General features: G+C 61.9%; 37 protein-coding genes. 34 read left to right on the top strand and 3 right to left on the bottom strand.

The genetic code is table 11. From position 1 onward, the window contains the following. Window positions 1-17 precede the first annotated feature (17 nt). The 31 genes from ACFQEY_RS13750 (at window position 18) to ACFQEY_RS13600 (ending at window position 19,768) form a co-directional block, all read left to right on the top strand. On the top strand, window positions 18-1,277 hold the full coding sequence (locus ACFQEY_RS13750; protein WP_379769542.1) for a PQQ-dependent sugar dehydrogenase: 1,260 nt from the start codon (window positions 18-20) through the stop codon (window positions 1,275-1,277). 170 nt (window positions 1,278-1,447) lie between these two features. Then, on the top strand, window positions 1,448-1,720 hold the full coding sequence (locus ACFQEY_RS13745; protein ID WP_379769540.1) for a hypothetical protein: 273 nt from the start codon (window positions 1,448-1,450) through the stop codon (window positions 1,718-1,720). 139 nt (window positions 1,721-1,859) lie between these two features. After that, window positions 1,860-2,804, top strand: coding sequence for a DUF7351 domain-containing protein (locus ACFQEY_RS13740; RefSeq protein WP_379769538.1), 945 nt, complete (start codon window positions 1,860-1,862; stop codon window positions 2,802-2,804). A gap of 230 nt (window positions 2,805-3,034) precedes the next feature. Continuing rightward, entirely contained in the window at window positions 3,035-3,901 is an 867-nt protein-coding gene (locus tag ACFQEY_RS13735; RefSeq protein WP_379769536.1) for a putative RNA uridine N3 methyltransferase, read from the top strand. 4 nt (window positions 3,902-3,905) lie between these two features. Next, the gene (locus tag ACFQEY_RS13730; protein WP_379769533.1) at window positions 3,906-4,922 is read left to right on the top strand and encodes a 50S ribosomal protein L3; all 1,017 of its coding nucleotides are present in this window, start codon (window positions 3,906-3,908) and stop codon (window positions 4,920-4,922) included. A gap of 3 nt (window positions 4,923-4,925) precedes the next feature. Beyond that, the gene (rpl4p, locus tag ACFQEY_RS13725; RefSeq protein WP_379769531.1) at window positions 4,926-5,672 is read left to right on the top strand and encodes a 50S ribosomal protein L4; all 747 of its coding nucleotides are present in this window, start codon (window positions 4,926-4,928) and stop codon (window positions 5,670-5,672) included. Next, on the top strand, window positions 5,669-5,923 hold the full coding sequence (locus tag ACFQEY_RS13720) for a 50S ribosomal protein L23 (RefSeq protein ID WP_379769528.1): 255 nt from the start codon (window positions 5,669-5,671) through the stop codon (window positions 5,921-5,923). The genes rpl4p and ACFQEY_RS13720 overlap by 4 nt, the downstream gene beginning before the upstream one ends. 1 nt (window position 5,924) lies before the next feature. After that, window positions 5,925-6,647, top strand: coding sequence for a 50S ribosomal protein L2 (locus tag ACFQEY_RS13715; RefSeq protein WP_379769526.1), 723 nt, complete (start codon window positions 5,925-5,927; stop codon window positions 6,645-6,647). After that, entirely contained in the window at window positions 6,644-7,069 is a 426-nt protein-coding gene (locus ACFQEY_RS13710) for a 30S ribosomal protein S19 (protein ID WP_379769524.1), read from the top strand. The genes ACFQEY_RS13715 and ACFQEY_RS13710 overlap by 4 nt, the downstream gene beginning before the upstream one ends. A 2-nt stretch (window positions 7,070-7,071) precedes the next feature. Further along, window positions 7,072-7,536: a 50S ribosomal protein L22 gene (locus ACFQEY_RS13705; protein ID WP_379769522.1), complete on the top strand. Its 465-nt coding sequence runs from the start codon at window positions 7,072-7,074 to the stop codon at window positions 7,534-7,536. After that, window positions 7,536-8,480, top strand: coding sequence for a 30S ribosomal protein S3 (locus ACFQEY_RS13700; protein ID WP_379769520.1), 945 nt, complete (start codon window positions 7,536-7,538; stop codon window positions 8,478-8,480). The genes ACFQEY_RS13705 and ACFQEY_RS13700 overlap by 1 nt, the downstream gene beginning before the upstream one ends. Before the next feature lies 1 nt (window position 8,481). Continuing rightward, window positions 8,482-8,694, top strand: a complete 213-nt coding sequence (gene rpmC, locus ACFQEY_RS13695) for a 50S ribosomal protein L29 (protein WP_379769518.1) — start codon at window positions 8,482-8,484, stop codon at window positions 8,692-8,694. A 2-nt stretch (window positions 8,695-8,696) separates the two neighbouring features. Next, a complete protein-coding gene (locus tag ACFQEY_RS13690; protein ID WP_379769516.1) occupies window positions 8,697-9,155 on the top strand; it encodes a ribonuclease P protein component 1 in 459 nt (152 codons plus the stop codon). Beyond that, entirely contained in the window at window positions 9,146-9,490 is a 345-nt protein-coding gene (locus ACFQEY_RS13685) for a 30S ribosomal protein S17 (protein WP_379769513.1), read from the top strand. The genes ACFQEY_RS13690 and ACFQEY_RS13685 overlap by 10 nt, the downstream gene beginning before the upstream one ends. Beyond that, window positions 9,490-9,888 (top strand): 50S ribosomal protein L14, encoded by a 399-nt coding sequence (locus ACFQEY_RS13680; RefSeq protein ID WP_123620226.1) that lies wholly within the window; start codon window positions 9,490-9,492, stop codon window positions 9,886-9,888. Before ACFQEY_RS13685 ends, ACFQEY_RS13680 begins: the two co-directional genes overlap by 1 nt. A 2-nt stretch (window positions 9,889-9,890) precedes the next feature. Further along, a complete protein-coding gene (gene rplX, locus ACFQEY_RS13675; RefSeq protein WP_379769511.1) occupies window positions 9,891-10,247 on the top strand; it encodes a 50S ribosomal protein L24 in 357 nt (118 codons plus the stop codon). After that, entirely contained in the window at window positions 10,244-10,969 is a 726-nt protein-coding gene (locus tag ACFQEY_RS13670; protein WP_379769508.1) for a 30S ribosomal protein S4e, read from the top strand. The genes rplX and ACFQEY_RS13670 overlap by 4 nt, the downstream gene beginning before the upstream one ends. After that, the gene (locus tag ACFQEY_RS13665) at window positions 10,962-11,486 is read left to right on the top strand and encodes a 50S ribosomal protein L5 (protein ID WP_379769506.1); all 525 of its coding nucleotides are present in this window, start codon (window positions 10,962-10,964) and stop codon (window positions 11,484-11,486) included. The genes ACFQEY_RS13670 and ACFQEY_RS13665 overlap by 8 nt, the downstream gene beginning before the upstream one ends. Beyond that, the gene (locus tag ACFQEY_RS13660; RefSeq protein WP_004597423.1) at window positions 11,483-11,656 is read left to right on the top strand and encodes a 30S ribosomal protein S14; all 174 of its coding nucleotides are present in this window, start codon (window positions 11,483-11,485) and stop codon (window positions 11,654-11,656) included. The genes ACFQEY_RS13665 and ACFQEY_RS13660 overlap by 4 nt, the downstream gene beginning before the upstream one ends. A 2-nt stretch (window positions 11,657-11,658) precedes the next feature. After that, a complete protein-coding gene (locus tag ACFQEY_RS13655; RefSeq protein WP_128903879.1) occupies window positions 11,659-12,051 on the top strand; it encodes a 30S ribosomal protein S8 in 393 nt (130 codons plus the stop codon). Window positions 12,052-12,053: 2 nt separating this feature from the next. After that, window positions 12,054-12,587, top strand: coding sequence for a 50S ribosomal protein L6 (locus tag ACFQEY_RS13650; protein ID WP_379769504.1), 534 nt, complete (start codon window positions 12,054-12,056; stop codon window positions 12,585-12,587). Window positions 12,588-12,590: 3 nt separating this feature from the next. Next, entirely contained in the window at window positions 12,591-13,304 is a 714-nt protein-coding gene (locus ACFQEY_RS13645; RefSeq protein ID WP_379769501.1) for a 50S ribosomal protein L32e, read from the top strand. Further along, window positions 13,297-13,758 (top strand): 50S ribosomal protein L19e, encoded by a 462-nt coding sequence (locus ACFQEY_RS13640; RefSeq protein ID WP_379769498.1) that lies wholly within the window; start codon window positions 13,297-13,299, stop codon window positions 13,756-13,758. The genes ACFQEY_RS13645 and ACFQEY_RS13640 overlap by 8 nt, the downstream gene beginning before the upstream one ends. Further along, window positions 13,758-14,315, top strand: a complete 558-nt coding sequence (locus tag ACFQEY_RS13635) for a 50S ribosomal protein L18 (protein ID WP_379769495.1) — start codon at window positions 13,758-13,760, stop codon at window positions 14,313-14,315. Before ACFQEY_RS13640 ends, ACFQEY_RS13635 begins: the two co-directional genes overlap by 1 nt. Beyond that, window positions 14,308-14,955: a 30S ribosomal protein S5 gene (locus ACFQEY_RS13630; protein WP_379769492.1), complete on the top strand. Its 648-nt coding sequence runs from the start codon at window positions 14,308-14,310 to the stop codon at window positions 14,953-14,955. Before ACFQEY_RS13635 ends, ACFQEY_RS13630 begins: the two co-directional genes overlap by 8 nt. Continuing rightward, window positions 14,955-15,419, top strand: coding sequence for a 50S ribosomal protein L30 (locus ACFQEY_RS13625; protein ID WP_379769490.1), 465 nt, complete (start codon window positions 14,955-14,957; stop codon window positions 15,417-15,419). The genes ACFQEY_RS13630 and ACFQEY_RS13625 overlap by 1 nt, the downstream gene beginning before the upstream one ends. Next, window positions 15,416-15,913 carry an uL15m family ribosomal protein gene (locus tag ACFQEY_RS13620; protein ID WP_379769487.1) on the top strand — a complete coding sequence of 166 codons (498 nt, stop codon included), beginning with the start codon at window positions 15,416-15,418 and terminating at the stop codon, window positions 15,911-15,913. The genes ACFQEY_RS13625 and ACFQEY_RS13620 overlap by 4 nt, the downstream gene beginning before the upstream one ends. Before the next feature lie 2 nt (window positions 15,914-15,915). Continuing rightward, window positions 15,916-17,394 (top strand): preprotein translocase subunit SecY, encoded by a 1,479-nt coding sequence (gene secY / locus ACFQEY_RS13615; protein WP_379769484.1) that lies wholly within the window; start codon window positions 15,916-15,918, stop codon window positions 17,392-17,394. A 49-nt stretch (window positions 17,395-17,443) separates the two neighbouring features. Beyond that, window positions 17,444-18,067: a hypothetical protein gene (locus tag ACFQEY_RS13610; RefSeq protein WP_379769482.1), complete on the top strand. Its 624-nt coding sequence runs from the start codon at window positions 17,444-17,446 to the stop codon at window positions 18,065-18,067. Between the two features lie 301 nt (window positions 18,068-18,368). Next, on the top strand, window positions 18,369-19,196 hold the full coding sequence (locus tag ACFQEY_RS13605) for a tyrosine-type recombinase/integrase (RefSeq protein ID WP_379769480.1): 828 nt from the start codon (window positions 18,369-18,371) through the stop codon (window positions 19,194-19,196). 185 nt (window positions 19,197-19,381) lie between these two features. Next, window positions 19,382-19,768: a DUF7344 domain-containing protein gene (locus tag ACFQEY_RS13600; protein ID WP_379769478.1), complete on the top strand. Its 387-nt coding sequence runs from the start codon at window positions 19,382-19,384 to the stop codon at window positions 19,766-19,768. Window positions 19,769-19,865: 97 nt separating this feature from the next. On the opposite strand, the gene ACFQEY_RS13595 is transcribed toward ACFQEY_RS13600, so the two are convergent. Then, the gene (locus ACFQEY_RS13595) at window positions 19,866-20,021 is read right to left on the bottom strand and encodes a hypothetical protein (RefSeq protein WP_343777575.1); all 156 of its coding nucleotides are present in this window, start codon (window positions 20,019-20,021) and stop codon (window positions 19,866-19,868) included. A gap of 282 nt (window positions 20,022-20,303) precedes the next feature. Then, entirely contained in the window at window positions 20,304-20,684 is a 381-nt protein-coding gene (locus ACFQEY_RS13590) for a hypothetical protein (protein WP_379769476.1), read from the bottom strand. A 345-nt stretch (window positions 20,685-21,029) separates the two neighbouring features. Between ACFQEY_RS13590 and ACFQEY_RS13585 the strand changes: the two genes are divergently transcribed. Next, window positions 21,030-21,263, top strand: a complete 234-nt coding sequence (locus ACFQEY_RS13585; RefSeq protein ID WP_379769474.1) for a hypothetical protein — start codon at window positions 21,030-21,032, stop codon at window positions 21,261-21,263. 226 nt (window positions 21,264-21,489) lie between these two features. Next, a complete protein-coding gene (locus ACFQEY_RS13580; protein WP_379769472.1) occupies window positions 21,490-22,269 on the top strand; it encodes a transcriptional regulator TbsP domain-containing protein in 780 nt (259 codons plus the stop codon). Between the two features lie 538 nt (window positions 22,270-22,807). On the opposite strand, the gene ACFQEY_RS13575 is transcribed toward ACFQEY_RS13580, so the two are convergent. Beyond that, a complete protein-coding gene (locus tag ACFQEY_RS13575; RefSeq protein ID WP_379769470.1) occupies window positions 22,808-23,008 on the bottom strand; it encodes a hypothetical protein in 201 nt (66 codons plus the stop codon). A 771-nt stretch (window positions 23,009-23,779) separates the two neighbouring features. Between ACFQEY_RS13575 and ACFQEY_RS13570 the strand changes: the two genes are divergently transcribed. Next, window positions 23,780-24,202 (top strand): ParA family protein (locus ACFQEY_RS13570; protein WP_379769468.1); only part of this gene is annotated, 423 nt, incomplete at its 3' end.

The following is a 24,202-nucleotide window of genomic DNA, read 5'->3' as shown; positions in this document are numbered from 1 at the left end:
CAGAGACGGCTCCTCCCATGTCGCGCCACGTCACGCACCCCGCCGCTGACAGACGCACCGTGCTCCGAGCCGCCGGCGGCTTCGCGACGATCTCGCTCGCCGGCTGTCTCGCGAACGGCGATCCAAACGGCGACGGCGACAGCGACGGCGACAACGAGAGCGACGGCGACGGTGAGGACGTCGAGTACGAGGTCGAGCGCGTTGCGGAGGGGTTCGAACACCCGTGGGGACTCGCGTTCCTCCCGGACGACGGCCGGCTGCTGGTCACGGAGCGTCCGGGACGGCTCTCGCTCGTCGACCCCGAGGACGGGACGCTGTCGACCGTCGAGGGAGTCCCAGCGGTCCACGCGGCCGGGCAGGGCGGACTGCTCGACGTCGCGGTCCACCCCGGGTTTCCGGACGACGCGCGCGTGTACCTCACGTATGCGGCGACGAACGACGCGGGCGAGTCGGCGACGCACGTCGGCAGCGGACGGTTCTCCCCCTCTAACGCCGATTCGACCGAGCTCAACGGATTCGAGACGATCCGCGTCGCGGAGCCGTTCGTCGACTCCGACCAGCACTTCGGCTCGCGGGCGACGTTCGGCCCCGACGGCACGCTGTTCGTCACGGTCGGCGACCGGCGCGACACCGACTTCGGCCCGGATCACGTCTCGCAGGACCGGTCGAACGAACTCGGATCGACGCTCCGGCTGATGCCCGACGGCGACGCGCACCCGGACAACCCCTTCGTCGGCGACCCCGAGGCGGCCGACACCATCTACAGCTACGGTCATCGGAACCCGCAGGCGATGGCTGTGCGACACGGGACCGGGCGAATCTGGCAGTGCGAGCACGGCGAGCGCGACGGCGACGAGATCAACGTCGTGGAACGCGGCGGCAACTACGGGTGGCCGATCGCGAGCGAGGCGTGTCGCTACGGCACCGACGACCCGGTCGCCCCGAGCCACCGCGAACGCGGCGATGTCGTCGAGCCGGTCCACGTCTGGGCGTGCGGTTCGGGTGGATTCCCCCCGAGCGGGGCCGTCTTCTACGACGGCGACGCCTTCCCCGAGTGGCGAGGTGACCTGTTCGCCGGGACGCTCGCTGCCGAGTACCTCGGCCGCTTCACTGTGGACGGTGAGGGCGTCGCGGACGCCGCGATCACCGAACGGGAGCCGTTGCTCGCCGACCGCGACTGGCGGGTCCGGGCGCTCGCGGTCGAACCGGCCGCGGGTCATCTCTACGTCGCCGTCGACGAGGCCGACGCACCGATAGTGCGGATCGTTCCGGGGTGAGCCCGCCGTCGGCAGCGGCCGATCGCCGACCGCGGACGTTCGCGGACACGCACGGCGGCCGCCCACGACGGCAGCCGTGGGACACTGACTCAACTGAATTTACGTAGAGTATCGTACAAAAACATAGTTCAGATTATACTTATTCCGGCGGCGAACGTGGCATCGATCACATGAGGACGAGCGACGTGCCGACGGAGATCGACGGATCGAACCCCGGACGCGGACCGCCACCGACGGTGCCCGGGACGGCTCTGCTGCTCGCGGTGCTTCTCGGCGTCTTGGTCGTCGCCTCGTATCCGGTCGCGACCACCGCCGCCGTTGCGGCGGTCGTCGTCGTGCGCCACCTTCGGATCATCCTCGTCGAGCGCCTTCGGACGCTGGCGATCGAGAGGGGTCTCGGGCCGTTTTGCGTCCCCGGAACCGACGTGTGCCTCGACGCGTGATCGGTGTGCCTCGGCGCGTGATCGGCGCGGTCGTCGTCGCGACGTCCCCTGGACCCGATGCGATCAGGGACGACGCGCCAGCACTTCGTGACTCGTCGGGGCAGATTCTTTACGCGAGCAGAATCGACGAACTGATACGATGAACGGAGACGAATCGAGCGACCGACTGTCACCGGATGACGCGTTCGCCGTGCTCGGCAACGAGGTCCGGGTTCGGATCCTGCGAACGCTGGGCGACGCCGCCGAGCCCCTCGCCTTTTCGGAGCTGTACGACCGGCTTCCGATCGACGACACGTCGCGATTCAACTACCACCTCGGCGAGCTCCGCGGTCACTTCGTCCGGAAGGGAGATAGCGGCTACGCGCTCGATCACCCGGGTCGACGGGTCGTCGAGGCGATCCGCTCCGGGGCGGTCACCGACGATCCCGACCTCGAACGCACGTCGATCGACGACCGCTGTCCCACCTGCGACGAGCGACTGGAGATTCGGTGGCACGACGGAAGCGTCGAGGTGTTCTGTTCGAGGTGTGAGAGCCGGTGGGAGCGGTCGTCGAGTCGCGTCGACACCGCCGAAGGGCCGGAATCGGGATACCTCGGGCGACTACCGTTTCCGCCGGCCGGGATCCGGGATCGGGAGGCGGAGGAGGTGTTTCGTGCAGCCCACGCTTGGACGATCGTCGAGCTCCTCGCGGTCGGTGCCGGAATCTGTCCGCGGTGCGCGGCGACCGTCGAGACCGAACTGGACGCCTGTTCCGACCACGAGGACGACGGAATCTGCTCGAACTGCCGGTCCAGTTTCGCGGTGGTGCTCACCGCCTCGTGTACGAACTGTCTCTACCACGTCGGGAGCGCCGCAGCGCTTGGACTCCTGTCGTCCCCGGCGCTGTTGGGATTCATGCTCGATCACGACGTCGATCCGCTCTCGCCGCGGTCGGTCTGCCGTCTCGATCGCTTTTTCAGCGGATACGACGAGACGATCAGATCGCTGGATCCCCTCCGTGTGGTTCTCACGCTCTCCCTCGACGGCGACGAACTCACGCTTCACGTCGATGAGAACGGTGATCTCGTCGACGTGTCGTCGTAGCTCGTCGACGTGTCGTGTAGCTCGTCGCCGTCGCGTCGTAGCTCGTCGCCGTCGAGACCGATCAGCGCAAATACGACGCGTCGGTTCGGTCGCACTCGACGCGGCTTCGACGGCGACCGGTGCCACCCCGAAACGCCGGTCGAGGCCCGTGTGAACGCTCCACAGCCCGGAAACCGGACCGCTATCCTTTTACGGTGTCGTCCGGAATCGATGAGTACAGTCTCGCCACGATGCGTACCGAAGACGGACTCACGATCTGCGTTCCGTCTTCGGTCGTCCGGGAGGCCGAGGACGATCGCGAGGCGACTCACAAACTCGGCTACGTCGCCCGTGCGGCGGCGGTGTTCCGGGCGGATCGACTGGTCGTCTTCCCCGACGGGGAAGGCGATCGGCGACGGGGTGGTGAGTACGTCCGAACCGTGCTGGGGTACGCTGCGACCCCGCCGGAGCTCCGGAAGGACCTCTGGGGGGAGCGCGACGAACTCCGGTACGTCGGCGTGCTCCCGCCGCTCCGCGTGCCGTGGCGGACCGGCTCGACCCCTAGCGGGGAAGAGTCGAAAACACAGGGACTCGTGACCGAGGTCGGACCTGAAGGCCGCGTCCGGGTCAATTCCCCGCTGCGGGAACACCCGATCTCCCTGCTCGTCCCTTCCGGAATGGAGGTCGAGCGGGGGGAGCGCGTCACCATCAGGGTCTCTTCGAGAGAACCGGTCCGCGCCCGCATCACCGGGAAGCCCGAGGAGGGTTTCCAGGTCGTGGAAGCGGACCTGTCGGAAGCGCTCGCCGGCGACGGCTTGACCGTCGCGACGTCGCGACACGGGGAGGAACTCTCCGTCTCGCGGCTCGGCGACATCGTCTCGGACGCGCGGGAGGCCGGCGGCTACACCGTCGCCTTCGGCGCGCCCGAGCGAGGGCTTCCGGAGATGCTCGGGCTTTCGCCCGACGGCATTCGGGCGGCCGTTGCCGACGGCCGCTCGGTCGAACCCGATCCGGGGTTCGACCTCTGGCTGAACACGATCCCGGCACAGGCGAGCGAGGTCGTCCGAACGGAAGAGGCTCTGTTCGTGACTCTCGGCTCGCTCACACTCACGGAGTAAACACATGCCACAACCAAGCCGACCACGAAAAGGCTCGCTGGGCTACGGCCCGCGTACCCGCGCAGACCGAGAGGTCCCGCGCATTCGATCGTGGCCCGACGACGACGGAGCCCCCGCGCTGCAGGGGTTCGCCGGCTACAAGGCCGGAATGACCCACGTCGTTATGGTCAACGACGAGGCCAACTCGCCGCGTGAAGGGATGGAAGAGTCCGTCCCCGTCACGGTAGTCGAGACGCCGCCGATGTACGCGGTGGCCCTGCGCGCCTACGAACAGACGCCGTACGGGAAGAAGCCGGTCGAAGAGGTCTGGGCGACCGAGTTCCACGAGGAACTCGACCGCGCGCTCGACCTTCCGGCGGAAGACACCTTCGAGGAGGACGCCGAGGAGCTGCGTGCGCTGCTCGACGACGACGTCGTCGACGACGTCCGCGTCATCACTCACACCGCCCCCTCGGAGCTCGCGAACGTGCCCAAAAAGAAGCCCGACGTCATGGAGACCCGAGTCGGCGGCGGCTCCCTCGAGGAGCGCGTCGACTTCGGGCTCGAACTCGTCGAGGAGGGCGGTGCCCACGAGTTCGGCGATGTCTTCCGAGCGGGTCAGTACACCGACGTCTCGGGCATCACGAAAGGGAAGGGGACGCAGGGTCCCGTCAAGCGCTGGGGCGTACAGAAGCGGAAGGGCAAACACGCCCGCCAGGGATGGCGGCGTCGGATCGGCAACCTCGGTCCGTGGAACCCCTCCCGCGTTCGCTCCACCGTTCCCCAGCAGGGGCAGACCGGCTACCACCAGCGCACCGAGCTCAACAAGCGCCTCATCGACTTCGGCGAGGGCGACGACGCCTCCGTCGACGGCGGCTTCGTCAACTACGGCGAGGTCGACGGCGAGTACGCGCTCATCAAGGGCTCGCTGCCCGGTCCGGACCAGCGCCTGCTTCGGTTCCGCCCGGCCATCCGGCCGAACGACCAGCCGCGCCTCGACCCCGAGGTCCGGTACGTATCCACCGCATCCAACCAGGGATAATACATGAACGCAACAGTACACGACCTGGACGGCGGGGACGCGGGCAGCGTCGAGCTGCCGGCGATCTTCGAGACCGCGTTCCGACCGGACCTCATCGGTCGAGCGGTCTCCGCCGCACAGGCTAACCGGAAACAGGCCTACGGGGCCGACGAGTTCGCCGGACTGCGAACCCCCGCGGAGTCGTTCGGCTCCGGACGCGGGCTCGCACACATCCCGCGATCCGAAAATGTCGCCCGCCGCGTCCCGAGTGCAGTCTCGGGCCGTCGCGCACACCCGCCGAAGGCCGAGAAGGACCAGACGAAGAAACTGAACGACAAGGAACGGCAGTTCGCCGTCCGGTCGGCCATCGCGGCCACCACCGACGCCGAACTCGTCGCCGAACGCGGTCACGCGTTCGACGAGGACCTCGACCTCCCGCTCGTCGTGAGCGACGAGTTCGAGGACCTCGAAAAGACGCAGGAGGCCCTCGGTGTTCTCGAAGCGGTCGGCGTCGACGCCGACATCGAGCGCGCGGAGGAGGGTCGCTCCGTTCGGTCCGGCCGCGGGAAGACCCGCGGTCGCAAGTACAGCCAGCCGAAGTCCGTGCTCGTCGTCACCAGCGAGGAGCCGTCTCGCGCCGCCCGGAACCTCTCGGGCGTCGATGTCGCGACTGCGGGCGAGGTCAACGCGGAAGACCTCGCGCCGGGCGCGCACCCGGGCCGACTCACGCTGTGGACCGAGAGCGCCGTCGAGGAGGTGGCCGACCGATGAACTCCATCATCGAGCACCCGCTCGTCACCGAGCAGGCGATGAACGAGATGGACTTCAAGAACAAACTGCTGTTCTTGGTCGACGTCGACGCGACGAAGCCCGAGGTCCGCGAGGAGGTACAGGACCGCTACGACGTCACCGTCGTCGACGTGAACACGCAGGTGACCTCGAAGGGTAAAAAGAAGGCGACGGTCACGCTCTCCGATGACGACGACGCGACCGAGATCGCCTCGCGAATCGGGGTGTTCTGATATGGGACGACGAATTCAAGGACAGCGGCGTGGACGCGGCGGCCCGACGTTTAGGGCCCCCTCGCACCGCTACAAGGCGGAACTGTCGCACAAGAAGCTCGAAGACGTGGACACGGTCACCGGCGAAATCGTCGGGATCGAACACGACCCCGCCCGCTCGGCTCCGCTCGCGGAGATCGAGTTCGAGGACGACGACCGTCGACTCGTGCTCGCGCCGGAAGGCGTGCGCGTGGGCGAGACGATCCAGGTCGGCGTGAGCGCGGAGATCAAGCCCGGGAACACGCTCCCGCTGGCGGAGATCCCCGAGGGCGTCCCGGTCTGTAACGTCGAGAGCAACCGCGGGGACGGCGGGAAGTTCGCGCGCGCATCCGGCGTGTCGGCGACGCTTCTCACCCACGACCGCGACGTCGCGGTCGTCCAGCTTCCCAGCGGCGAAGTGAAGCGGCTCGACCCCCAGTGCCGCGCCACGATCGGCGTGGTCGCCGGCGGCGGTCGGACGGAGAAACCCTTCGTCAAGGCCGGTAACAAGTACCACAAGATGAAGGCGCGCGGGACCAAGTACCCGCGCGTGCGCGGCGTCGCGATGAACGCCGTCGACCACCCCTTCGGCGGGGGCGGTCGCCAACACCCCGGCCAGCCGAAGTCGGTCTCGCGGGACGCCCCGCCAGGACGGAAGGTCGGTGACATCGCATCCAAGCGCACCGGACGAGGTGGCGACAAATGAGTTCTAACTACCGAACCGGCCGCGAGGGCAAGGAGTTCGCCTACCGCGGTCACTCGCTCGACGAGCTGCAGGAGATGGACGTCGAAGATGTCGCGGAACTGCTCCCCGCACGCCAGCGGCGAAGTATCGTTCGCGGCCTGACGACCGAACAGCAGAAGCTGCTGGAGACGGTTCGCGGCCGCGACGAGGAGACGACGGCGGACGATCCGATCCGGACGCATCTGCGCGACATGCCGATCCTTCCGGAGTTCGTCGGCGTCACGTTTGCCGTGTACAACGGACACAGCTTCGAACGCGTGCAGGTCGAACCCCAGATGATCGGTCACTATCTGGGCGAGTTCCACCTCACGCGAAGCACCGTCGAACACGGTCAGGCCGGCATCGGCGCGACCCGGTCCTCGAAGTTCGTGCCCCTCAAGTAACCATGGGAATCAACTACAGCGTCGAGGCCGACCCGGAGACCACCGCCAAGGGGATGCTCCGCGACCGGCCCATCAGCGTGAAGGACAGCAAGGAGATCTCCCGGGAGATCAAAGGCGAGACCGTCGCCGACGCCGAGGAGTATCTTCAGGCCGTCATCGACGAGGAGACTTCGGTGCCGATGCGCCAGCACAGCGCCGGCGCGGGCCACCGCTCCGACATCGACGGCTGGGACGCGGGGCGCTACCCCGCGAAGGCTTCCAAGGACTTCCTGAAGCTCCTAGAGAACGTCAAGAACAACGCGGACGAACAGGGCTTCGACGGCGACGAGATGGTCATCAAACACATCGCTCCCCACAAGGTCGGCGAGCGACCGGGTCGAAACCCGCGAGCCGCGGGTGCCACCCAGTGGAACACCACGCTCGCGGACGTCGAGCTCATCATCGAGGAACCGGAGGCTGACGAATAATGGCTGACGAACACCAATTCATCGAGGACGGCCTTCGCCGTTCACAGATCAACGAGTTCTTCGCGGACGAGCTCGGCCGAGCCGGCTACGGCGGCATGGACGTCGCCAAGACGCCGATGGGCACGCAGATCGTCCTGAAGGCGGAAAAGCCCGGCATGGTGATCGGGAAGGGCGGGAAGAACATCCGCAAGATCACCACCGAGCTCGAGGACCGCTTCGACATGGACGACCCCCAGATCGACGTTCAGGAGGTCGACGAACCCGATCTGAACGCTCAGATCGTTGCGGATCGCCTCGCGAACGCCTTGGAGCGTGGCTGGTACTTCCGGAAGGCCGGTCACACGACGATCGACCGGATCATGGACGCGGGCGCGCTGGGTGCCGAAATCGTACTGAGCGGGAAGGTCACCGGCGCGCGCTCGCGCGTCGAGAAGTTCAACCGGGGCTACATCAAGCACAACGGCGAGCCCGCGGAGGAGGTCGTCGACCACGGCCAGGGCGTCGCGGTGATGAAGCTCGGGACGATCGGCGTCAACGTGAAGATCATCCCGCCGGGCGCGCAGCTCCCGGACGACTTCGACGTCCGCGAGGACGCCGAGGTGCCGGAGGTCGAGCAGGCGGCGGTCGACGCTGACGCCGACGAGGGCGTCGAGTCGCTGCTCGAAGAGGAGCCCGAGGAGGTGCCCGACGTGGGGGCCGACGACGGTGATGTCGAGGTGCCGGACGAGGACCCCGCCGACGTCATCGACGAGGAGGTCGTCGAAGAAGTCGTCGAGGAGACCCAGGACACGGCCACGGAGGCGACCGACGTCGCCGCCGAGGAGCCGGTCGGCGACGAGGACGTCGACGCCGACGAACTGGACGAGCTCGACGAAGACATCGAGTCGGAGGCGGCCGATCTCGTCGCGGAGATGGAAGCCGCAGACGACGAGGAGGACGAGTAACATGGCGATCCTCTACACCGACGAGATCCGCGACATGACCGCGGCCGAGCGACAGATCGAACTGGACGAGCTCGAGACCGAGCTGCTCAACTCGAAGGCGCAACGGGCCGCGGGCGGCATGCCCGAGAGTCCCGGCCGCGTCAAGGAGCTGAAGAAGACGATCGCCCGGATCAAGACGATCCAGCAGGAAGAAGGCGACTTCGACGACGAATAACGATGATCACCCCCGACACCCTCGTACGGCACGAACTCGTCGGCCTCCCGATTCGGGTGGCCGACGCCGACAGCGACGCCCACGCGGGCATCGCCGGTCGCGTGCTGTCCGAGACGTTCGGCACCCTCGTGGTCCGAACGGGATCGGGGGACAAACGCGTGCCCAAGTCGGGCGCGACGTTCGAGTTCGCGGTTGTCGACACGCCAACCGTTCGCACAGATGAAGCCGCCGACGACGGCCAGTCGTCGGGGTCCACGTCCCAACTCGGGTCGGATACTACGGGGGTCCGCCCCCGTCAGTCTGGCCCGTCCGGGTCCACGAACGTCGTCGACGGTGACGACGCGGGTCCGGCGAGCCAACGAGGCGAGTGCAAAGACGCGGTCTACGTAACGGTGGATGGCGACCGGTTGCGGTATCGACCCGCCGAACGCACCGAACGAGGTGTCACACAATGGCGATAGGAATCGACGTACCCACGCCTCCGGAGCCAGACAACCCGGAGGATTACGACTACGAGAAGTGCCCGTTCCACGGGCAGCTCTCCGTCCGCGGCCAGACCCGCGAGGGAACGGTCGTGTCGACGGACATGGAAAAGACCGTCATCGTCGAGCGAGAATACGACGTGTTCGTACCGAAATACGACCGGTACATGAAGCGTCGCTCGCGCATCCCGGCTCACGTGCCGGGCGTGCTCGACTCGCTCGAAGTCGGTGACGAAGTAAAAATCGCGGAGACGCGACCGCTCTCGAAGACGAAGTCCCACGTCGTCGTCGAGAACCTGTCGGGTGATCGGTGATGGAGGCCCTCAAGGCCGACGTCACGCAGGGGCTCTCGAAGGGCTCGCTCATCACGTGCGCCGATAACACCGGTGCCCGTGAGCTGAAGGTGATCTCCGTGTCGGGCTACTCCGGCACGAAGAACCGCCACCCGAAGGCAGGTATCGGCGACAAGGTGACCGTTTCGGTCACCAAGGGGACCCCGGAGATGCGGCGGCAGGTGCTGGAGGCGGTCGTCGTCCGCCAGCGCAAGCCGATCCGCCGTCCGGACGGCACGCGAGTAAAGTTCGAGGACAACGCTGCCGTCATCATCGACGATCTCGACGAGCCGCGGGGCACGGAGATCAAGGGCCCCGTCGCCCGCGAGGTCGCCGAACGATTCGGGAGCATCGCCTCCACCGCGACGATGATCGTCTAATCATGACGAAACAGCCACGCAAACAGCGAAAACGGTCGGAGACCGCGCCGCTTCACGAGCGGCAGAACCAGGTCCGAGCCACCCTCACGGACGACCTCCGCGAGGAGTACGGTCAGCGGAACGTCCGCGTCAACGCCGGCGACACCGTCGAGGTGCTTCGCGGCGACGCGGCCGGAACGGAGGCGGACGTCGTGTCCGTCGACCTGTCCGCAGAGCGGATCACCGTCGAGGACGTCACCGTCGAGAAGGCGGACGGGGAGGAGGTTCCCCGCCCGATCCCGGCGAGCAACGTCCGGGTGACCGCGCTCGACCTGGAAGACGACCGCCGAGAGGCGCGGCTCCAGGAGGATAACGAATGACGCGACATCAGAAGCGACTGGCAGTACCGAACTCCTGGCCGGTCGAGCGAAAGACCGACACGTTCACCGTCAAGGCCGGTGCCGGCCCGCACGGTGAGGCGGGCGTTCCGCTCGTCGTCCTGCTACGGGACGTGCTCGGCTACGTCGACTCGACGAAGGAGGCGCGCTACGCGCTGAACAACGACTCGGTCCTCGTCAACGGCGACGCGATCTCGGACGAGCAGCGTCCGATCGGGATGTTCGACATCCTGGCGTTCCCCGAGCGCGGGGAGTTCTTCCGCGTCTTCCCCGACGAGGGAGGTCGGCTCGCGCTGACCCCCGTCGACGAGGCGGCCGCCGGAAGCCGGCTCGGGAAGATCACGAACAAGGCCGTCGTTCCCGGCGGAGCCGTCCAGTTGACGCTCCACGACGGAACGAACGTCCGCGTCGACGCGGACACGCCGTACGACACGAAAGACTCGATCGTCATCGACAACGAGTCGAAGGACGTCGTCGCCCACTTCGAATACGGAGAGGGCGCGCTCGTCACCGCCGTCGCCGGCCAGCACGCCGGTCGCATCGGCGATGTCGACGACATCGACGTGACGCTCGGATCCGGATCCAACACCGTGACCGTCGGCGACGACGGCGACGGCTACGAGACCGTCGAGGAGTACCTCGTCGTCATCGACGAGAACTTCACCGACGACGACGCCGAGGAGGCGGGTGATTCGGATGAGTGAAGCCGAGAGCGCGTCTCACGAGATGCGCGAACCGTCCCTCGAGAAGGTCGTCGTTCACATGGGCGTCGGGCAGGGCGGTGAGCCCCTCGCCGACGCCGAGGACATCATCGAGGAAGTCACGGGCCAGCAGTCGGTTCGGACCACCTCGAAGCGCACCATCGCCGAGTTCGGCATCCGCAAGGGCGACCCGATCGGCGTCAAGGTGACGCTCCGCGGTGAGGACGCCCACGAGTTCCTCGAGACGGCTCTCGACCTGGTCGACATCGCCGAGAGCCAGTTCGACGACACCGGCAACCTGAGCTTCGGCGTCGAGGACCACACCGACTTCCCGAGCCAGGAGTACGACCCGAATATCGGCATCTACGGACTCGACGTGACGACGACGATCGTCCGCCCCGGTTACCGCGTGTCGAAACGCGACAAGGGGACGGCGTCGATTCCCGTCAAACACCGGATGACCACCGAGGACGCCGCTGCGTTCCTCGAGACCAACTTCGACGTAGAGGTAACGGAATGAGCGAAGCGAACAACGACACGGGCGAACACGCGGCGAAACGCACCGACTCCCGGCACACCTGCCGGCGGTGCGACCGCGAGCAGGGGCTTGTCGGCAAGTACGACATCAACCTCTGCCGGCAGTGTTTCCGCGAGGTCGCCCGAGACATGGGATTTGAGAAGTACAGCTGATCATGACAGGAAACGATCCATTCACCAACGCGCTCGCCGGCATGGACAACGCCGAGAGCGTTGGCCACCTGTCGTACACGGTTGAGCCCGCCTCCAACATCATCGGCTCCGTCCTCGAGGTCCTCTACGACCGCGGGTACGTCGACGGCTTCGAGTACGTCGACGACGGGAAAGCCGGGAAGTTCGAGGTCGAACTAAAAGGCGCGATCAACGAGTGTGGCGCTGTCAAGCCCCGCTACTCCGCGGGTGCGGATGAGTTCGAGAAGTGGGAGAAGCGATACCTCCCGGCCCGTGACTACGGGACGCTCATCGTCACGACGAGCCACGGCGTCATGAGCCACTACGAGGCCCGCGAACAGGGCATCGGCGGCCAAGTGATCGCATACGTCTACTAACAATGAACAGAGTCGAAATCGAGATTCCGGACGACGTCTCCGCCGAGACCGATCACCTCGAACTCACCGTCGAGGGTCCCAACGGGAGCGTTACGCGACGCCTCTGGTACCCCGACGTCGAGGTCACGGTCGAGGACGGTGTCGTCGCTATCGCCACCGAGAACGAGGACGCGAAGACGAACGCCACGGTCGGCACTTTCGAGAGCCACGTCGCCAACATGGTCCACGGCGTCACCGACGGATGGGAGTACACGATGGAAGTGTACTACGCCCACTTCCCGATGCAGGTGTCCGTGGAGGGCGACGAGGTCGTCATCGAGAACTTCCTCGGCGAGCGAGCGCAGCGACGCACCCCGATCCGCGGGGACACGGACGTACAGGTCGACGGCGAGACGGTCACGCTTTCGGGCTCCGACAAGGAGGCCGTCGGGCAGACCGCCGCCGACATCGAACAGCTAACGAAGGTGACCGACAAGGACACGCGCGTCTTTCAGGACGGCGTGTACATCGTCGAGAAGCCCACCGGAGGTGCCTAACGCATGGCCGAAGAACTCGAAGACATCAGCGGTGTCGGTCCCTCGAAGGCGGACGCCCTTCGCGAGGCCGGCTACGAGACGGTCGAGGACGTGAAGGCCGCCTCCCAGTCGGAGCTCTCCGAGATCGAGGGCGTCGGTAACGCGCTCGCCGCGCGTATCAAAGCCGACGTCGGCGGTCTGGAGGTCGACGAGGAGGCGGACGCGGAGATCGAAGACGAGACGGACGAGGAGGAGCCGGCCGACGAGGCCGACGCCGACGAGGACGTCGAGACGGAGCTTCGCCCCCGCGGTCACGCCGACAAGACGCCGGAACTGGACGACGAGACCGCTCGCGCGCTGGCACAGAAGCACCGCGAGGGGAAACCGCAGTTCAACCGGCAGGACTACCACAAGAAAAAGCGGATCCCGACGTCGTGGCGCAAGCCGCGCGGCGGGCTCTCCAAGCAGCGCCGACGCATGAAAGCGAAGGGTCCCGTCGTCGAGGCGGGGTTCCGATCGCCGAAGGCGTCGCGCGACCTGCACCCGAGCGGCTTCGAGGAGGTCCGCGTGCACAACACGGACGACCTCGAGGGCGTCGACGGGGATGCGCAGGCCGTGCGGATCGCCGGCTCCGTCGGCGGCCGCAAGCGCGAACTGATCGAAGACGAGGCGGAGGAGCGCGAGATCCGCGTGCTGAATCCGACCTACGTCGAAGTGGAGGTCGACGACGATGAGTGACCTGAAAGCACAGAAACGGCTCGCAGCTGACGAACTGGACGTCGGCGAGGGCCGCGTCTGGCTCAACCCCGAGGCACAGGAGGAGATCGAGGACGCGATCACCCGAGAGGACGTCCGCGAACTCATCGATCAGGGGACGATCCGCGCGAAGGACGCGAAGACGAACTCCCGCGGTCGGGCCCGCGAGCGCGCTGCGAAGCGCTCGTACGGACACAAGTCCGGTGCCGGGACCCGCAAGGGGAAGGCCGGCGCGCGACAGAACACGAAAGACGACTGGAAGGCGCGGATCCGCGCGCAGCGCGCCCGCCTGAAGGAGCTCCGCGACGAGGAGGACGTGCTCGACGCCACGGAATACCGCACGCTTTACAACAAGGCGAGCGGCGGCGAGTTCGAGGACGTCGCCCGACTGGAGGCGTACATCCAGACGCAGTACGGCTACGAGGTGACGGACTAATGGCGACAGGACCACGATACAAGGTGCCGATGCGCCGCCGCCGGGAGGTCCGGACGGATTACCATCAGAGGTTGCGCCTGCTGAAATCGGGCAAGCCTCGCCTGGTCGCCCGGGTGAGCAACGCTCACGTCAGGGCGCAGCTGGTGACTCCCGGACCCGACGGCGACGAGACCCACGCGGCCGCCTCCAGCGAGGACCTCGCGGAGTACGGCTGGGACGCCCCCACGGGCAACCTTCCCAGCGCGTACCTCACGGGCTACATCGCGGGCGCTCGCGCGGTCGACGCCGGCCTCGACGAGGCCGTCCTCGACATCGGTCTCAACACGGCGACCCCCGGCAACAAGACGTTCGCAGTACAGGAAGGAGCGATCGACGCCGGCCTCGAGATCCCGCACAACGACGACGTGCTGGCCGACTGGTCGCGCACGCGTGGCGAGCACATCGCCGCGTACGCCGAGCAGCTCGACGAGCCGCTGTACAGCGGCGATTTCGACGCGGCGGACCTACCCGAGCACTTCGACGACGTGCTCGCGACAATCCAGGAGGACCATGAGTAGACATAACGACGGCTGGGAACCGCGGACGCGACTCGGCCGCAAGGTACAGGACGGCGACATCTCGTCGATGGAACAGGCGCTCGACTCCGGCCTCCCGCTGAAGGAGGCGGAGATCGTCGACCAGCTCCTCCCGGGGCTGGAAGACGAGGTACTGGACATCAACATGGTCCAGCGCATGACTGACTCCGGACGCCGCGTGAAGTTCCGCTGCGTGGTCGCCGTGGGCAACCGCGACGGCTACCTCGGCTACGCGCAGGCCCGCGACGATCAGGTCGGTGGCGCGATCCAGAAGGCGATCGACGTCGCGAAGCTGAACATCATCGCGGTCGACCGCGGATCGGGTTCGTGGGAGGACCAGCCCGGCGGCACGAACTCTCTGACTCGGACGGCGAACGGGAAGGCCGGCTCCGTCACGGTCGAGATCAAGCCCGCCCCGCAGGGGCTCGGCCTCGCGGCCGCGGAGACGGTCCGAAACATCCTGGAGCTCGCCGGCGTCGAGGACGCCTGGACGAACTCCGACGGCAACACGCGCACGACGGTGAACCTCGCGAAGGCGACGTTCAACGCGCTGGAGAACGCGGCGCAGTCCCGCACCCCCCAGCACGCGCGTGAGGTCCACTACGACGAGGTGAGCGAGTGATGCAGGCGATCGTGCAACTCCGCGGTGACGTCAACCTTGAGTACGGCGTCGAGGACACGCTCGACATGCTGAACGTCGGGCGCGTCAACCACGCGACGTTCGTCCCCGAGACGGACTCGTACCGCGGCATGATCACCAAGGTGAACGACATCGTCGCGTTCGGGGAACCGAGCGTCGACGCCGTCGCGTCCACCGTCGCTCGACGCGGCGAGCCCCTCGAGGGGTCCGCCGACGTCGACGACGAGTGGATCGACGACAACACCGACTACGCCGACCTGGAGGCGCTGGCCGAGGCGCTCGTCGCGGAGGAGACGACCCTGCGCGAACAGGGGCTCTCCCCGACGCTGCGACTCCACGCGCCCCGCGGCGGTCACGACGGTATCAAGCACCCGGTGATCGAGGGCGGCGAACTCGGTCGCCACACGACGGAGGAGATCGATAGTCTCCTGGAGGCGATGCGATGACGAGCAAGAAACGTCGACAGCGCGGCTCCCGGACGCACGGCGGCGGAACGCACAAGAACCGGCGCGGCGCAGGTCACCGTGGCGGCCGCGGTGCCGCCGGACGCTCGAAACACGAGTACCACAACTACGGCCCGCTGGGCAAGTACGGATTCAAGCGCCCCGAGGACGCACAGACCGACGTTCTCGAGGTTAAGATCCAGAAGCTCGACGAGGACGCGGCGCTGTACGCCGCGGAGGGCCTCGCCGAGGAAGACGGCGACGCGTACGTCATCGACGCGCGCGACGTCGTCGACGACGGCTACGCAGCCGACGTTGTGAAGGTGCTCGGTGGCGGACAGGTCCGCAACGAGCTCCGCGTCACGGCCGACGCGTTCACCGTCGGTGCGGTCGAACTCATCGAGGAGGCCGGCGGCGAGGCGACGCTCTCCGAGCGCGCCGAGGAAGCCGCTGACGAACCAGAAAACACTTCAGACGACGAGACTGACGAGGCGTAATCATGAGCTGGAAGGAGGCCGCCGAACCGGTACTTTCGCGGATGCCCGTCGTGGAGCGACCGGCGGGCCACGTTCCGTTCAAACGGAAGCTCACGTGGACGGCCGGGATCCTGATCGTCTACTTCTTCCTGACCAACATCAATCCGTTCGGGCTGGCCGCCGGTCAGGGGACGGACTTCTTCGGTCAGTTCCGCTCCGTGCTCGCCGGCGAGTCCGGCTCGCTGCTACAGGTCGGTATCGGACCGATCGTCACGGCGTCCATCGTTCTGCAGCTGTTGGGCGGGGCGAATCTGCTCGGTCTCGATACGGACGACCCGCGCGACCAGGTCCTGTATCAAGGCCTCCAGAAGCTGCTGGTGATCATCGTGACCGCGCTCACGGCCGCGCCGATGGTGTTCACCGGTGAGTTCCTGCCCGCCGATCCCGCGGTCGGACAGGCGCTCGGCATCGGCACGTTCGGCGTCGAAGCGCTGATCTTCGCGCAGGTGTTCGTCGGCGGCATCCTCATCCTGTTCATGGACGAAATCGTGAGCAAGTGGGGCGTTGGCTCCGGCGTCGGCCTGTTCATCATCGCCGCCGTCAGTCAGCAGATCGTCGGCGGATTCTTCAGCTTCTCGGCGCTCGGTGCGTCCGGCTTCTTCGCGGACTGGTACACGATCATTTTCGGCAACTTTCAGGGATCGCTGTCGCCGTTCACCGCTGACGGGCTTCAGACCCTTCTGTTCGGGCAGGGGAACATCTTGGCGCTGTTCACCACGGTGTTCATCTTCGGGATCGTCGTGTACGCGGAGTCGGTCCGCGTCGAGATCCCGCTGTCGCACGCTCGCGTCAAGGGTGCCCGGGGACGGTTCCCGGTGAAACTCATCTACGCGTCGGTTCTGCCGATGATCCTCGTTCGCGCGCTGCAGGCGAACGTCCAGTTCCTCGGACAGATCCTCTCCTCGCAGTGGGCGGGGATGCCGGCGTGGCTCGGCGAGTACAGCGAACAGGGACAGCCCATCTCCGGGCTGTTCTACTACCTGAACCCGATCCAGAGTCGGGAACAGTGGATGTGGTTCCTTGGTGAGATACCGGCCAGCGTCGAACCGTGGATGATCGGGGTTCGGCTCATCATCGACCTGACGTTCATGGTTGTCGGTGGGGCGATCTTCGCCATCTTCTGGGTCGAGACGACCGGGATGGGCCCCGAAGCGACCGCCAAACAGATTCAGGGATCGGGGATGCAGATCCCCGGATTCCGACGGAACCCGCAGGTCGTCGAGAAGGTCATGGAGCGGTACATCCCGCAGGTAACCGTCATCGGGGGTGCCCTCGTCGGGCTGCTTGCCGTCATGGCGAACCTGCTCGGTACCATCGGTCAGGTCTCCGGAACCGGACTGCTGCTTGCGGTCTCTATCACGTACAAGCTGTACGAGGAGATCGCCGAAGAGCAGCTGATGGAGATGCATCCGATGATGCGCCAGATGTTCGGGAACGAGTAACCCCATTGGGGTCCCACGTTTTATTTATTAAGCCCGTGAAGCCGCTGCTATGTCTGACGAGCAGCGAAACAAAATCAAACTCAATGTCCGGGTCGCTCGGTCAAAAAAGAAGGAGTGGAAAGAAGCGCTCGCAGACGGCGAAACCCTGTCATCGCTTGTTCAGCGTGCCTTAGATCGAGAAATCAACAACGAGTACGTCCCTATAGAAGCTGTTGAACAAACGGATGACACCGGCTCTGGTGAAGATGTCTCACAATTGTCAGAGAAGCTTGACGAGTTGCATCGGGATATCGCCGCTGCAAACAGTAAGATCGACACTTTGGCAGCTGTAGGTGATACAGAGGACAGTGACGACACTGAGAGTATTGAGGAGCTAGCAATGGACATCTTGCCGCGTTTACCGGCATACCCGAGAGACATACCCGAATACGCGCTGAAAGATATGGGTGGAAGGGGCGAGATGAGTAAACAAGAATATATCGAGTTCATTATTGATACACTCCGGAGCACCGATACGGGAGCCGCTATTGATGGATCTGCGAACCACTTTGCCGGTCAACTCCGCGAACCAGAGCACAAAGCCAGACAGGCGCTGCTCCACCTCGAACAGGAAACGACGGAGAATGTCCACAGCGCGATTGTGGATGGGACACGTCATTGGATGAGGTTCTAAAATGCGGAACTACAAGGGGGAGTACACGACACCTGACAACAAAACTATTTCCGCACACTCGGAGGAATTGCTTGGCCTATACTTGGATAGTCTGACGGGTCAAAAGACAGGGACCTCAGACTCCACAGTCACGACCCGTCGCCGAGAAGTACGTTACTGGTTGGCATTCTGTGAGTCGAATGAAATTGATCCACTCGCTGCCGAGACCAGTGACGTGAGAGGGTATATACAGAATAATACTGATTTGGCAGATACGACTGTCGGGAGCTACTACCGTTCAGTTCAGTCGTTTTACTCTGTCGTGGAAAACGACGAAGCGCACAATCAACTGACGCTTGCTAATGGGCATCCGTGCCCCAACAAAGACACAATTGATTTGAAGAATGACTATCGGATCTACGAGAACCAGTCTGAATACAAGCGGCAGCATAGCCTCTCTTCGAAAGATATTGACGGTTCTCGCTCCCCATCGAACGATATCCTTGCACTTCTCCCGGAACAGGTCGAAAAGTTGTTTGAAAATGTACCGGGATCGAAGCAACAGACGCGTCTGCGCAACGAAATCGTCGTCAGGCTAGCCTGGTATACTGGGTGTCGGTCAGATGAACTTAGTCGGATGAGAGTTGAGAACATTGATTGGGACAATTGTCTGATCAACGTTCGGTCAGCGAAACTTAACCCGGAAGAGCACCCCAAACTGATTCGGCGTGATGTTTGTTTCCCGAGAGAGTTTAAATTTCAACTCAAGCGATGGTGTGAACGTGTTCGACACGGATTTTGTGGCGTAGCTGATCCCGGTGAAGGGAGGATATTAGTAACCACACACAGCGATGAGATGCAGCCGACTCAGATTAACAATATCATCAAATCCGCAGCGCGAGCTGCGGGTGTACAGCGGCCATTGCGTCCACCTGACCCTGAACCGGATGATGAAGTACAGGAGTGGTTCGTGACATCACACCGGATTAGACGGTCGGCTATCACTCACTGGGTTAATGACGTAGATTCACTCGATCTACATCAAGTCCGTCGGTTGGCTGGGCATGCTCGAATCAATCAGACAATGCAGTACGTCGAGGATGATGATGAGCAACTGATTACAGATTATCAACGTGGTATGAATCGGTGATTATGCTGCGGGGGTGAAGGGTGTCAATCTTTATTCGGTCAGCACCAGATGACTTCCCAGTCTTCGAGTGAGAGGAGTACACTTCCCGTCGGGCGAATTTCCAAGTACTCCTTTTATCAGAGGATCATTCTAAACCGGTCTTAGAACGGCCCCGGCGATAGAGCGCCGGAACCACACTGCCACCGATGACAGCAATACCACCTACTCTGTGGAGCAACGATAACTCTGTTCCACTGACCGTCGAAGACGCCGTATTAGCCATCAGAAGTAGCCGCCGAAGGCACATCATCACACTCATCGAGGAACGGGATGAGAAGGTGAGCGTGGGAGAGCTGGCCGAGGCAATTGCGGCTATTGAGGCGGACAAGACAATCTCCGAAGTGACCTCAGAAGAGCGGAAGAACGTCTACATCGCTCTGACCCAGCTACACTTAGAGACGCTCGAAGAGACCGGCGCGGTTACGTATCACGAGAGAAGCAAGCATGTGTACGCAGGCGACACCACTTCGGGGCTGGCGGAACTCATTCGCCACTTCGAATCGGTCTGTGAGGCGGAGGCGGGCGACGAGTAAGACAAAGGCACCCATTCGACTCTGTTGAAATCCCATTATTCAGACGTCTTCTTGTCTGAAACAGCCGGTCGCTGAAGAGTGCGTACTGAGTAATATTTCAGTTTTTAAACCAACCAAACAGCCCGAGTGAAATAGCGAATAATCCCCATAGAACTGTGCGGAAATTGGGTTGTGCCAAAGCGATACCAAGAATACCTACTCCGGCAATAACGGAGAGAATCCCGGTGAGTTTTCGATACTGCTGTAGCGACATAGATGTGAGGAGTCTATTGTATTATTTAGAGCGTTTCGTCATAATTACTTGGCTTGTACTGAGCGGTTCGTGAGTCCACTGTACTGACCGAAGCCGAGTCAGATGTATCACCAAGTGGGGATCTCACAAAGCCTGTATCTTATATTCCGCACATCTACTGAATATGGCCAACATGCCAGAATATCATATACAATTACGGCGTTATGCGATAGCAACGTTCGCGTCCGCGCTGAGGACGCAATCCCGTAGGGGTCCGCCTCCGAGCTTGTCTCGCGGGCTATCTCACTCGCCCTTCTGACCGTGATATCGTTTCAATACATCTGCGTCAGACTCGCCCTCGGATTCGGAGGTGGAATTGTCGAATCGAGTCCAATTGATCAGAGCATCGACTCGCAGCTGTAGGTCTCTCTCCAATTCATTATAATTGAGCTCCCGTGTCTCTTCGTCGTAAGCGCCGCCGGCGTCGTGTCGACAGAGGTTGGTAAGCTCAATACTACCGGTAGCATCTCTCGTCGATCCGTTCTCGTGAGATATCTCGATTAGAATCCTCGTCGGTGAGATACCCCCTCCGAGTTGAATGGTTTCGATTGTCGCCCTCATCGATGGCGTCTCAAAAGACTCCTCGTCTTCTTTGAACCCGCTTGAGTCGTCTTCGTTCGTCATATGCACTTGTCGACGTGGGATCACCCCACATAAACTATTGCAAAATGCTTCGTCGCGCCTTCTCAGACACGATCGTGCCGGATCTATAAAAGTCAGTTTCGCACGTTCTTGGGGTGCCGATCTTCGGCGGGGCTGCTATTGAGACACGGGTGTTCTCGTCTTGGGGTGCTGGTGACTCGCTTCTCAGCCATTCGATTTTGTTCCGTTTGCGGGGCTCTGTTGAAATCCTCAGCAAGGGATATATTTTGACCCGATAGCGGTCAATACAGGTGAGACACCGATTATTTGGCGTTATTGATGGAACCGTGTCAACACTTATCATCCAATAACTCATAGGTGACACATATGGCCCTCAGTGTTTGGGAGGTGTTCCTCGACTTATTCAGAGGAGGTGAGAAATCCAACGAGGAATCAGGTAATGAACGAGGTGAGGAGGAAGACGAAGATCGCTTTGTTCCGTCCCCGTTGGACTTGTCCGTCCGAATCGGTCACGGTGGGTCGGACAGCCAGCGAGTCCGCGAACTCGCCAAAATAAACAAACAAGCAGAAGAAATTGAGGAAGAACGACGCGGTAACTAAGCACTCTTCAGCGACCCGCTGTTTCAGACGTTAATGTGTCTGAAGAAGAAGATCTCAATAGAGTCCTCAAGGCCCAGATCCACGCAATAGCAATAAATACGGTACCAAATGTGCTGCACAAGAGCGCTCTTTGTATTTCGGCAACTATCATCTGAACAGACTATATTTTCTTAATAACTATCAGATTCCAAATCCACTAAGTGCGTCTCTGTAAGATTATACAGATATGAGCCAACAACACGCTAATATTCAGCTGATTCCTGATGGAGAAGACCCAGTACTGTATATCAATCCTCGCTCAACGCAGATCGCGTCCCTCACGGAAGAATTGACAGTAGCTGAAGACTGCCCAGAAATTCACCTTCTCACGGAAAGCGACGAGATCAAGGACGCGCTCTACAACTTCATCACCGCGTCGAAGATTGCCGAACTAGTTGAACAGGGCCAACTCGACATTCGAACGCTTACCGACCCAGTCCAAAATACCATCTTAGCAACTGAATCTGAAACAGTTGTACCTCTCATGGGCGGGCACAGTGTCTCGTCTTCGGATCACGACCTTTCCTCATCTCTGTACTCCGATTTCAAGTCTCGTTTCGAGGACGCCGAGGTCTACCGTCTCCGGACTCCGGCAATCTCGAAGGTAAAACAGACACTTCGAAAAGATATTGGCGACGACATAGCAGACGACCTTGACGAAGTTCTATCAAACGCTGATGAGATATCTAACACCACCGAATACCTCGATATCGTTGAAGTCTCCCTACTCCTCGCAGCACGCAATGAGGTCCTCCTGTACGACATCTCGAAATGGGGCGAAGACGTCGGTATCGCCTCAAAGGCAACCTACTCCCGAACCAAATCAGCACTAGAGGATGCCGGCCTGCTCGACACAGAAAAGGTCCCAATCGACATCGGTCGACCGCGCCTCCGACTCATCGCGTCTGATCAGATCGCTAACGCTGACCTCAAAACGCTCTCCAAAGAAATCACCTCACAGATCTAGCCTGGCAGCTTGTTCAGCCCCGTATCCAACCAACACAAGCAGGACTTTTGGAACACATCGGTTCTGTTGAAATGCTCAACAAGAGACATGTTCTGCTCCGATTGTGGTCAATACAGGCTAGTAGTCTATCGGCGCTTCAGTAGCACAGAAATGAGCATAAGCGCCGCAAAGACGATTGTGAAGCCCATCACTCCGACTCCGAAAACGTAGTACGGGTTCGTAAAATTGGGACTGTTGAGGAACAGAAAGAGGCAAAAACTCGAACCCATCAAGACAATCACCGCAGACTGAATGCTCGGATTATACCAATCTTCAAGCGATTCCCGAACAGTCCCATACATATCAGAATAATAACTTCAATACGGTATAGCGTTTACGGTCGGTGAAAATCCGATAAGTTCGCACTCTTCACCAGGCGGCTGTTTCAGCCCATTATATATCTGAAGAGTAGGATTTTAACAAAGCGGCTCTGTTGAAATCCTCAGTAGGTGATGTATTCTGACCGGGTTGCGGTCAATACAGGGGACTCACGAATCGTTCAGTACATTGAATCTATTTTGTCTTTGGAACGGTAGATGATTATAACCGCACCTGTTGAGAGTGCGACTGTACTAATCATTGACCAAGCAAACATTTCATCAGAATTATTCCCCAATAAAGAGCCTACTGTAACCCCAACGAGTAGAATCGCTATCGTCCCAATACCGCCGACCACACGAACAAATAAATCTTCATTCATATCCTGTCCATCTGTTGAGCAAATTCTATTTTCTTGTGTATAATCTCTTCGCCGTTCAACTCGCAGCTCTCATTGACCGGCTGTTTCAGGTGAGAATCTGTTTGAAGAATAGGATTTCAACAGAGCCAATCGGACGAAAATCAATTCGTTCTCGTTCCTGATGTCCCCGAAGACGAGAGTCCAATTGATTGGCTCGGTGAGGGGGACCCAATTCCGACCAGTCCCGAAAATGGATGTTGGAATGTAACCCAAGATCTACAGGTGGAACAACCCGCAATGTATACGGAACTTGATGGGGGAGATACCAGTAGCCGGCTCTGTTGAAATCCTATTCTTCAGGTATTTTCTCGTCCGAAACAGCTGGTCGCTGAAGAGTGCTTACTGAGCGATCCGCGAGTCCCCTGTACTGACCGCACGGGGACAGAACCCCTCACTTTCTGAGGATTTCAACAAAGCCAGAGTAGTACTTCTGTGTAAGATCTTGTGCTACAGTGGTTCTGACGGCCACCTACTGAGCGAGGTCAATAACAGAGCTCCGTATCAACAATCTCCGTCAGAAGAGCGTTTGTGGAATAAATAGGCTGCTGCCACGCCTATACAAGGCCCTCTCAAAAGGAGTGCCAGTTACCTTTCATTTCGAACACCTGGTGAACGAGGCCTGGTCGAGATGGGTGACTGTCTGACAGAGATTTATGTGACTCGAATAACTTGTATTACTCGAATGACTCGTGAAACCCGCATTATGCGAGATACACGCAGAGTGGTGAGCAGATGAGAATTGATGTAGGGATGCAGAAAGGTGGCGTAGGCAAGACAACAACGAGCATCAATCTGGCAGGAGCTCTCGCTAACCGAGGTCATGATGTACTAGCGGTCGATGCAGACCCCCAAGGTGGCCTTACGCTCAAATCCGGCCATCGTGATCAGTATCGAGAAGGAGAGTACGCACTCTACGATGTCCTCTCAGAGATGGGACAACTGTCTTTGGGCAACCTCGACGAGTTGATCATCCACGGGGACGAGTTCGATATCGTCCCATCCCACATACGCAATTTCCGCTTGGAAAAGCACCTGTACTCCGAAACTCGTGGAGTCGAGACACTCAAACTCAGTCTTGATCGGCTCACAGCAGACTACGACTACATTGTGATTGATTCTCCACCGAATCTCGGCCCGCTTGCTGATGGCGCGCTA

The sequence above is a fragment of the Halorubrum trueperi genome, from assembly GCF_042662525.1.
Taxonomy (GTDB): Archaea; Halobacteriota; Halobacteria; order Halobacteriales; family Haloferacaceae; genus Halorubrum; species Halorubrum trueperi.
The sequence above is the reverse complement of the archived record's forward strand: the minus strand, read 5'-3'. Positions and strand labels throughout refer to the sequence as shown.

What these genes read in the sequence shown, in the direction of transcription:
- ACFQEY_RS13750 (WP_379769542.1), top strand. Translation starts at nt 18, where the DNA reads ATGTCGCGCCACGTCACGCACCCCGCCGCTGACAGACGCACCGTGCTC.
- ACFQEY_RS13745 (WP_379769540.1), top strand. Translation starts at nt 1,448, where the DNA reads ATGAGGACGAGCGACGTGCCGACGGAGATCGACGGATCGAACCCCGGA.
- ACFQEY_RS13740 (WP_379769538.1), top strand. Translation starts at nt 1,860, where the DNA reads ATGAACGGAGACGAATCGAGCGACCGACTGTCACCGGATGACGCGTTC.
- ACFQEY_RS13735 (WP_379769536.1), top strand. Translation starts at nt 3,035, where the DNA reads ATGCGTACCGAAGACGGACTCACGATCTGCGTTCCGTCTTCGGTCGTC.
- ACFQEY_RS13730 (WP_379769533.1), top strand. Translation starts at nt 3,906, where the DNA reads ATGCCACAACCAAGCCGACCACGAAAAGGCTCGCTGGGCTACGGCCCG.
- rpl4p (WP_379769531.1), top strand. Translation starts at nt 4,926, where the DNA reads ATGAACGCAACAGTACACGACCTGGACGGCGGGGACGCGGGCAGCGTC.
- ACFQEY_RS13720 (WP_379769528.1), top strand. Translation starts at nt 5,669, where the DNA reads ATGAACTCCATCATCGAGCACCCGCTCGTCACCGAGCAGGCGATGAAC.
- ACFQEY_RS13715 (WP_379769526.1), top strand. Translation starts at nt 5,925, where the DNA reads ATGGGACGACGAATTCAAGGACAGCGGCGTGGACGCGGCGGCCCGACG.
- ACFQEY_RS13710 (WP_379769524.1), top strand. Translation starts at nt 6,644, where the DNA reads ATGAGTTCTAACTACCGAACCGGCCGCGAGGGCAAGGAGTTCGCCTAC.
- ACFQEY_RS13705 (WP_379769522.1), top strand. Translation starts at nt 7,072, where the DNA reads ATGGGAATCAACTACAGCGTCGAGGCCGACCCGGAGACCACCGCCAAG.
- ACFQEY_RS13700 (WP_379769520.1), top strand. Translation starts at nt 7,536, where the DNA reads ATGGCTGACGAACACCAATTCATCGAGGACGGCCTTCGCCGTTCACAG.
- rpmC (WP_379769518.1), top strand. Translation starts at nt 8,482, where the DNA reads ATGGCGATCCTCTACACCGACGAGATCCGCGACATGACCGCGGCCGAG.
- ACFQEY_RS13690 (WP_379769516.1), top strand. Translation starts at nt 8,697, where the DNA reads ATGATCACCCCCGACACCCTCGTACGGCACGAACTCGTCGGCCTCCCG.
- ACFQEY_RS13685 (WP_379769513.1), top strand. Translation starts at nt 9,146, where the DNA reads ATGGCGATAGGAATCGACGTACCCACGCCTCCGGAGCCAGACAACCCG.
- ACFQEY_RS13680 (WP_123620226.1), top strand. Translation starts at nt 9,490, where the DNA reads ATGGAGGCCCTCAAGGCCGACGTCACGCAGGGGCTCTCGAAGGGCTCG.
- rplX (WP_379769511.1), top strand. Translation starts at nt 9,891, where the DNA reads ATGACGAAACAGCCACGCAAACAGCGAAAACGGTCGGAGACCGCGCCG.
- ACFQEY_RS13670 (WP_379769508.1), top strand. Translation starts at nt 10,244, where the DNA reads ATGACGCGACATCAGAAGCGACTGGCAGTACCGAACTCCTGGCCGGTC.
- ACFQEY_RS13665 (WP_379769506.1), top strand. Translation starts at nt 10,962, where the DNA reads ATGAGTGAAGCCGAGAGCGCGTCTCACGAGATGCGCGAACCGTCCCTC.
- ACFQEY_RS13660 (WP_004597423.1), top strand. Translation starts at nt 11,483, where the DNA reads ATGAGCGAAGCGAACAACGACACGGGCGAACACGCGGCGAAACGCACC.
- ACFQEY_RS13655 (WP_128903879.1), top strand. Translation starts at nt 11,659, where the DNA reads ATGACAGGAAACGATCCATTCACCAACGCGCTCGCCGGCATGGACAAC.
- ACFQEY_RS13650 (WP_379769504.1), top strand. Translation starts at nt 12,054, where the DNA reads ATGAACAGAGTCGAAATCGAGATTCCGGACGACGTCTCCGCCGAGACC.
- ACFQEY_RS13645 (WP_379769501.1), top strand. Translation starts at nt 12,591, where the DNA reads ATGGCCGAAGAACTCGAAGACATCAGCGGTGTCGGTCCCTCGAAGGCG.
- ACFQEY_RS13640 (WP_379769498.1), top strand. Translation starts at nt 13,297, where the DNA reads ATGAGTGACCTGAAAGCACAGAAACGGCTCGCAGCTGACGAACTGGAC.
- ACFQEY_RS13635 (WP_379769495.1), top strand. Translation starts at nt 13,758, where the DNA reads ATGGCGACAGGACCACGATACAAGGTGCCGATGCGCCGCCGCCGGGAG.
- ACFQEY_RS13630 (WP_379769492.1), top strand. Translation starts at nt 14,308, where the DNA reads ATGAGTAGACATAACGACGGCTGGGAACCGCGGACGCGACTCGGCCGC.
- ACFQEY_RS13625 (WP_379769490.1), top strand. Translation starts at nt 14,955, where the DNA reads ATGCAGGCGATCGTGCAACTCCGCGGTGACGTCAACCTTGAGTACGGC.
- ACFQEY_RS13620 (WP_379769487.1), top strand. Translation starts at nt 15,416, where the DNA reads ATGACGAGCAAGAAACGTCGACAGCGCGGCTCCCGGACGCACGGCGGC.
- secY (WP_379769484.1), top strand. Translation starts at nt 15,916, where the DNA reads ATGAGCTGGAAGGAGGCCGCCGAACCGGTACTTTCGCGGATGCCCGTC.
- ACFQEY_RS13610 (WP_379769482.1), top strand. Translation starts at nt 17,444, where the DNA reads ATGTCTGACGAGCAGCGAAACAAAATCAAACTCAATGTCCGGGTCGCT.
- ACFQEY_RS13600 (WP_379769478.1), top strand. Translation starts at nt 19,382, where the DNA reads ATGACAGCAATACCACCTACTCTGTGGAGCAACGATAACTCTGTTCCA.
- ACFQEY_RS13595 (WP_343777575.1), bottom strand. Translation starts at nt 20,021, where the DNA reads ATGTCGCTACAGCAGTATCGAAAACTCACCGGGATTCTCTCCGTTATT.
- ACFQEY_RS13590 (WP_379769476.1), bottom strand. Translation starts at nt 20,684, where the DNA reads ATGACGAACGAAGACGACTCAAGCGGGTTCAAAGAAGACGAGGAGTCT.
- ACFQEY_RS13585 (WP_379769474.1), top strand. Translation starts at nt 21,030, where the DNA reads ATGGCCCTCAGTGTTTGGGAGGTGTTCCTCGACTTATTCAGAGGAGGT.
- ACFQEY_RS13580 (WP_379769472.1), top strand. Translation starts at nt 21,490, where the DNA reads ATGAGCCAACAACACGCTAATATTCAGCTGATTCCTGATGGAGAAGAC.
- ACFQEY_RS13575 (WP_379769470.1), bottom strand. Translation starts at nt 23,008, where the DNA reads ATGAATGAAGATTTATTTGTTCGTGTGGTCGGCGGTATTGGGACGATA.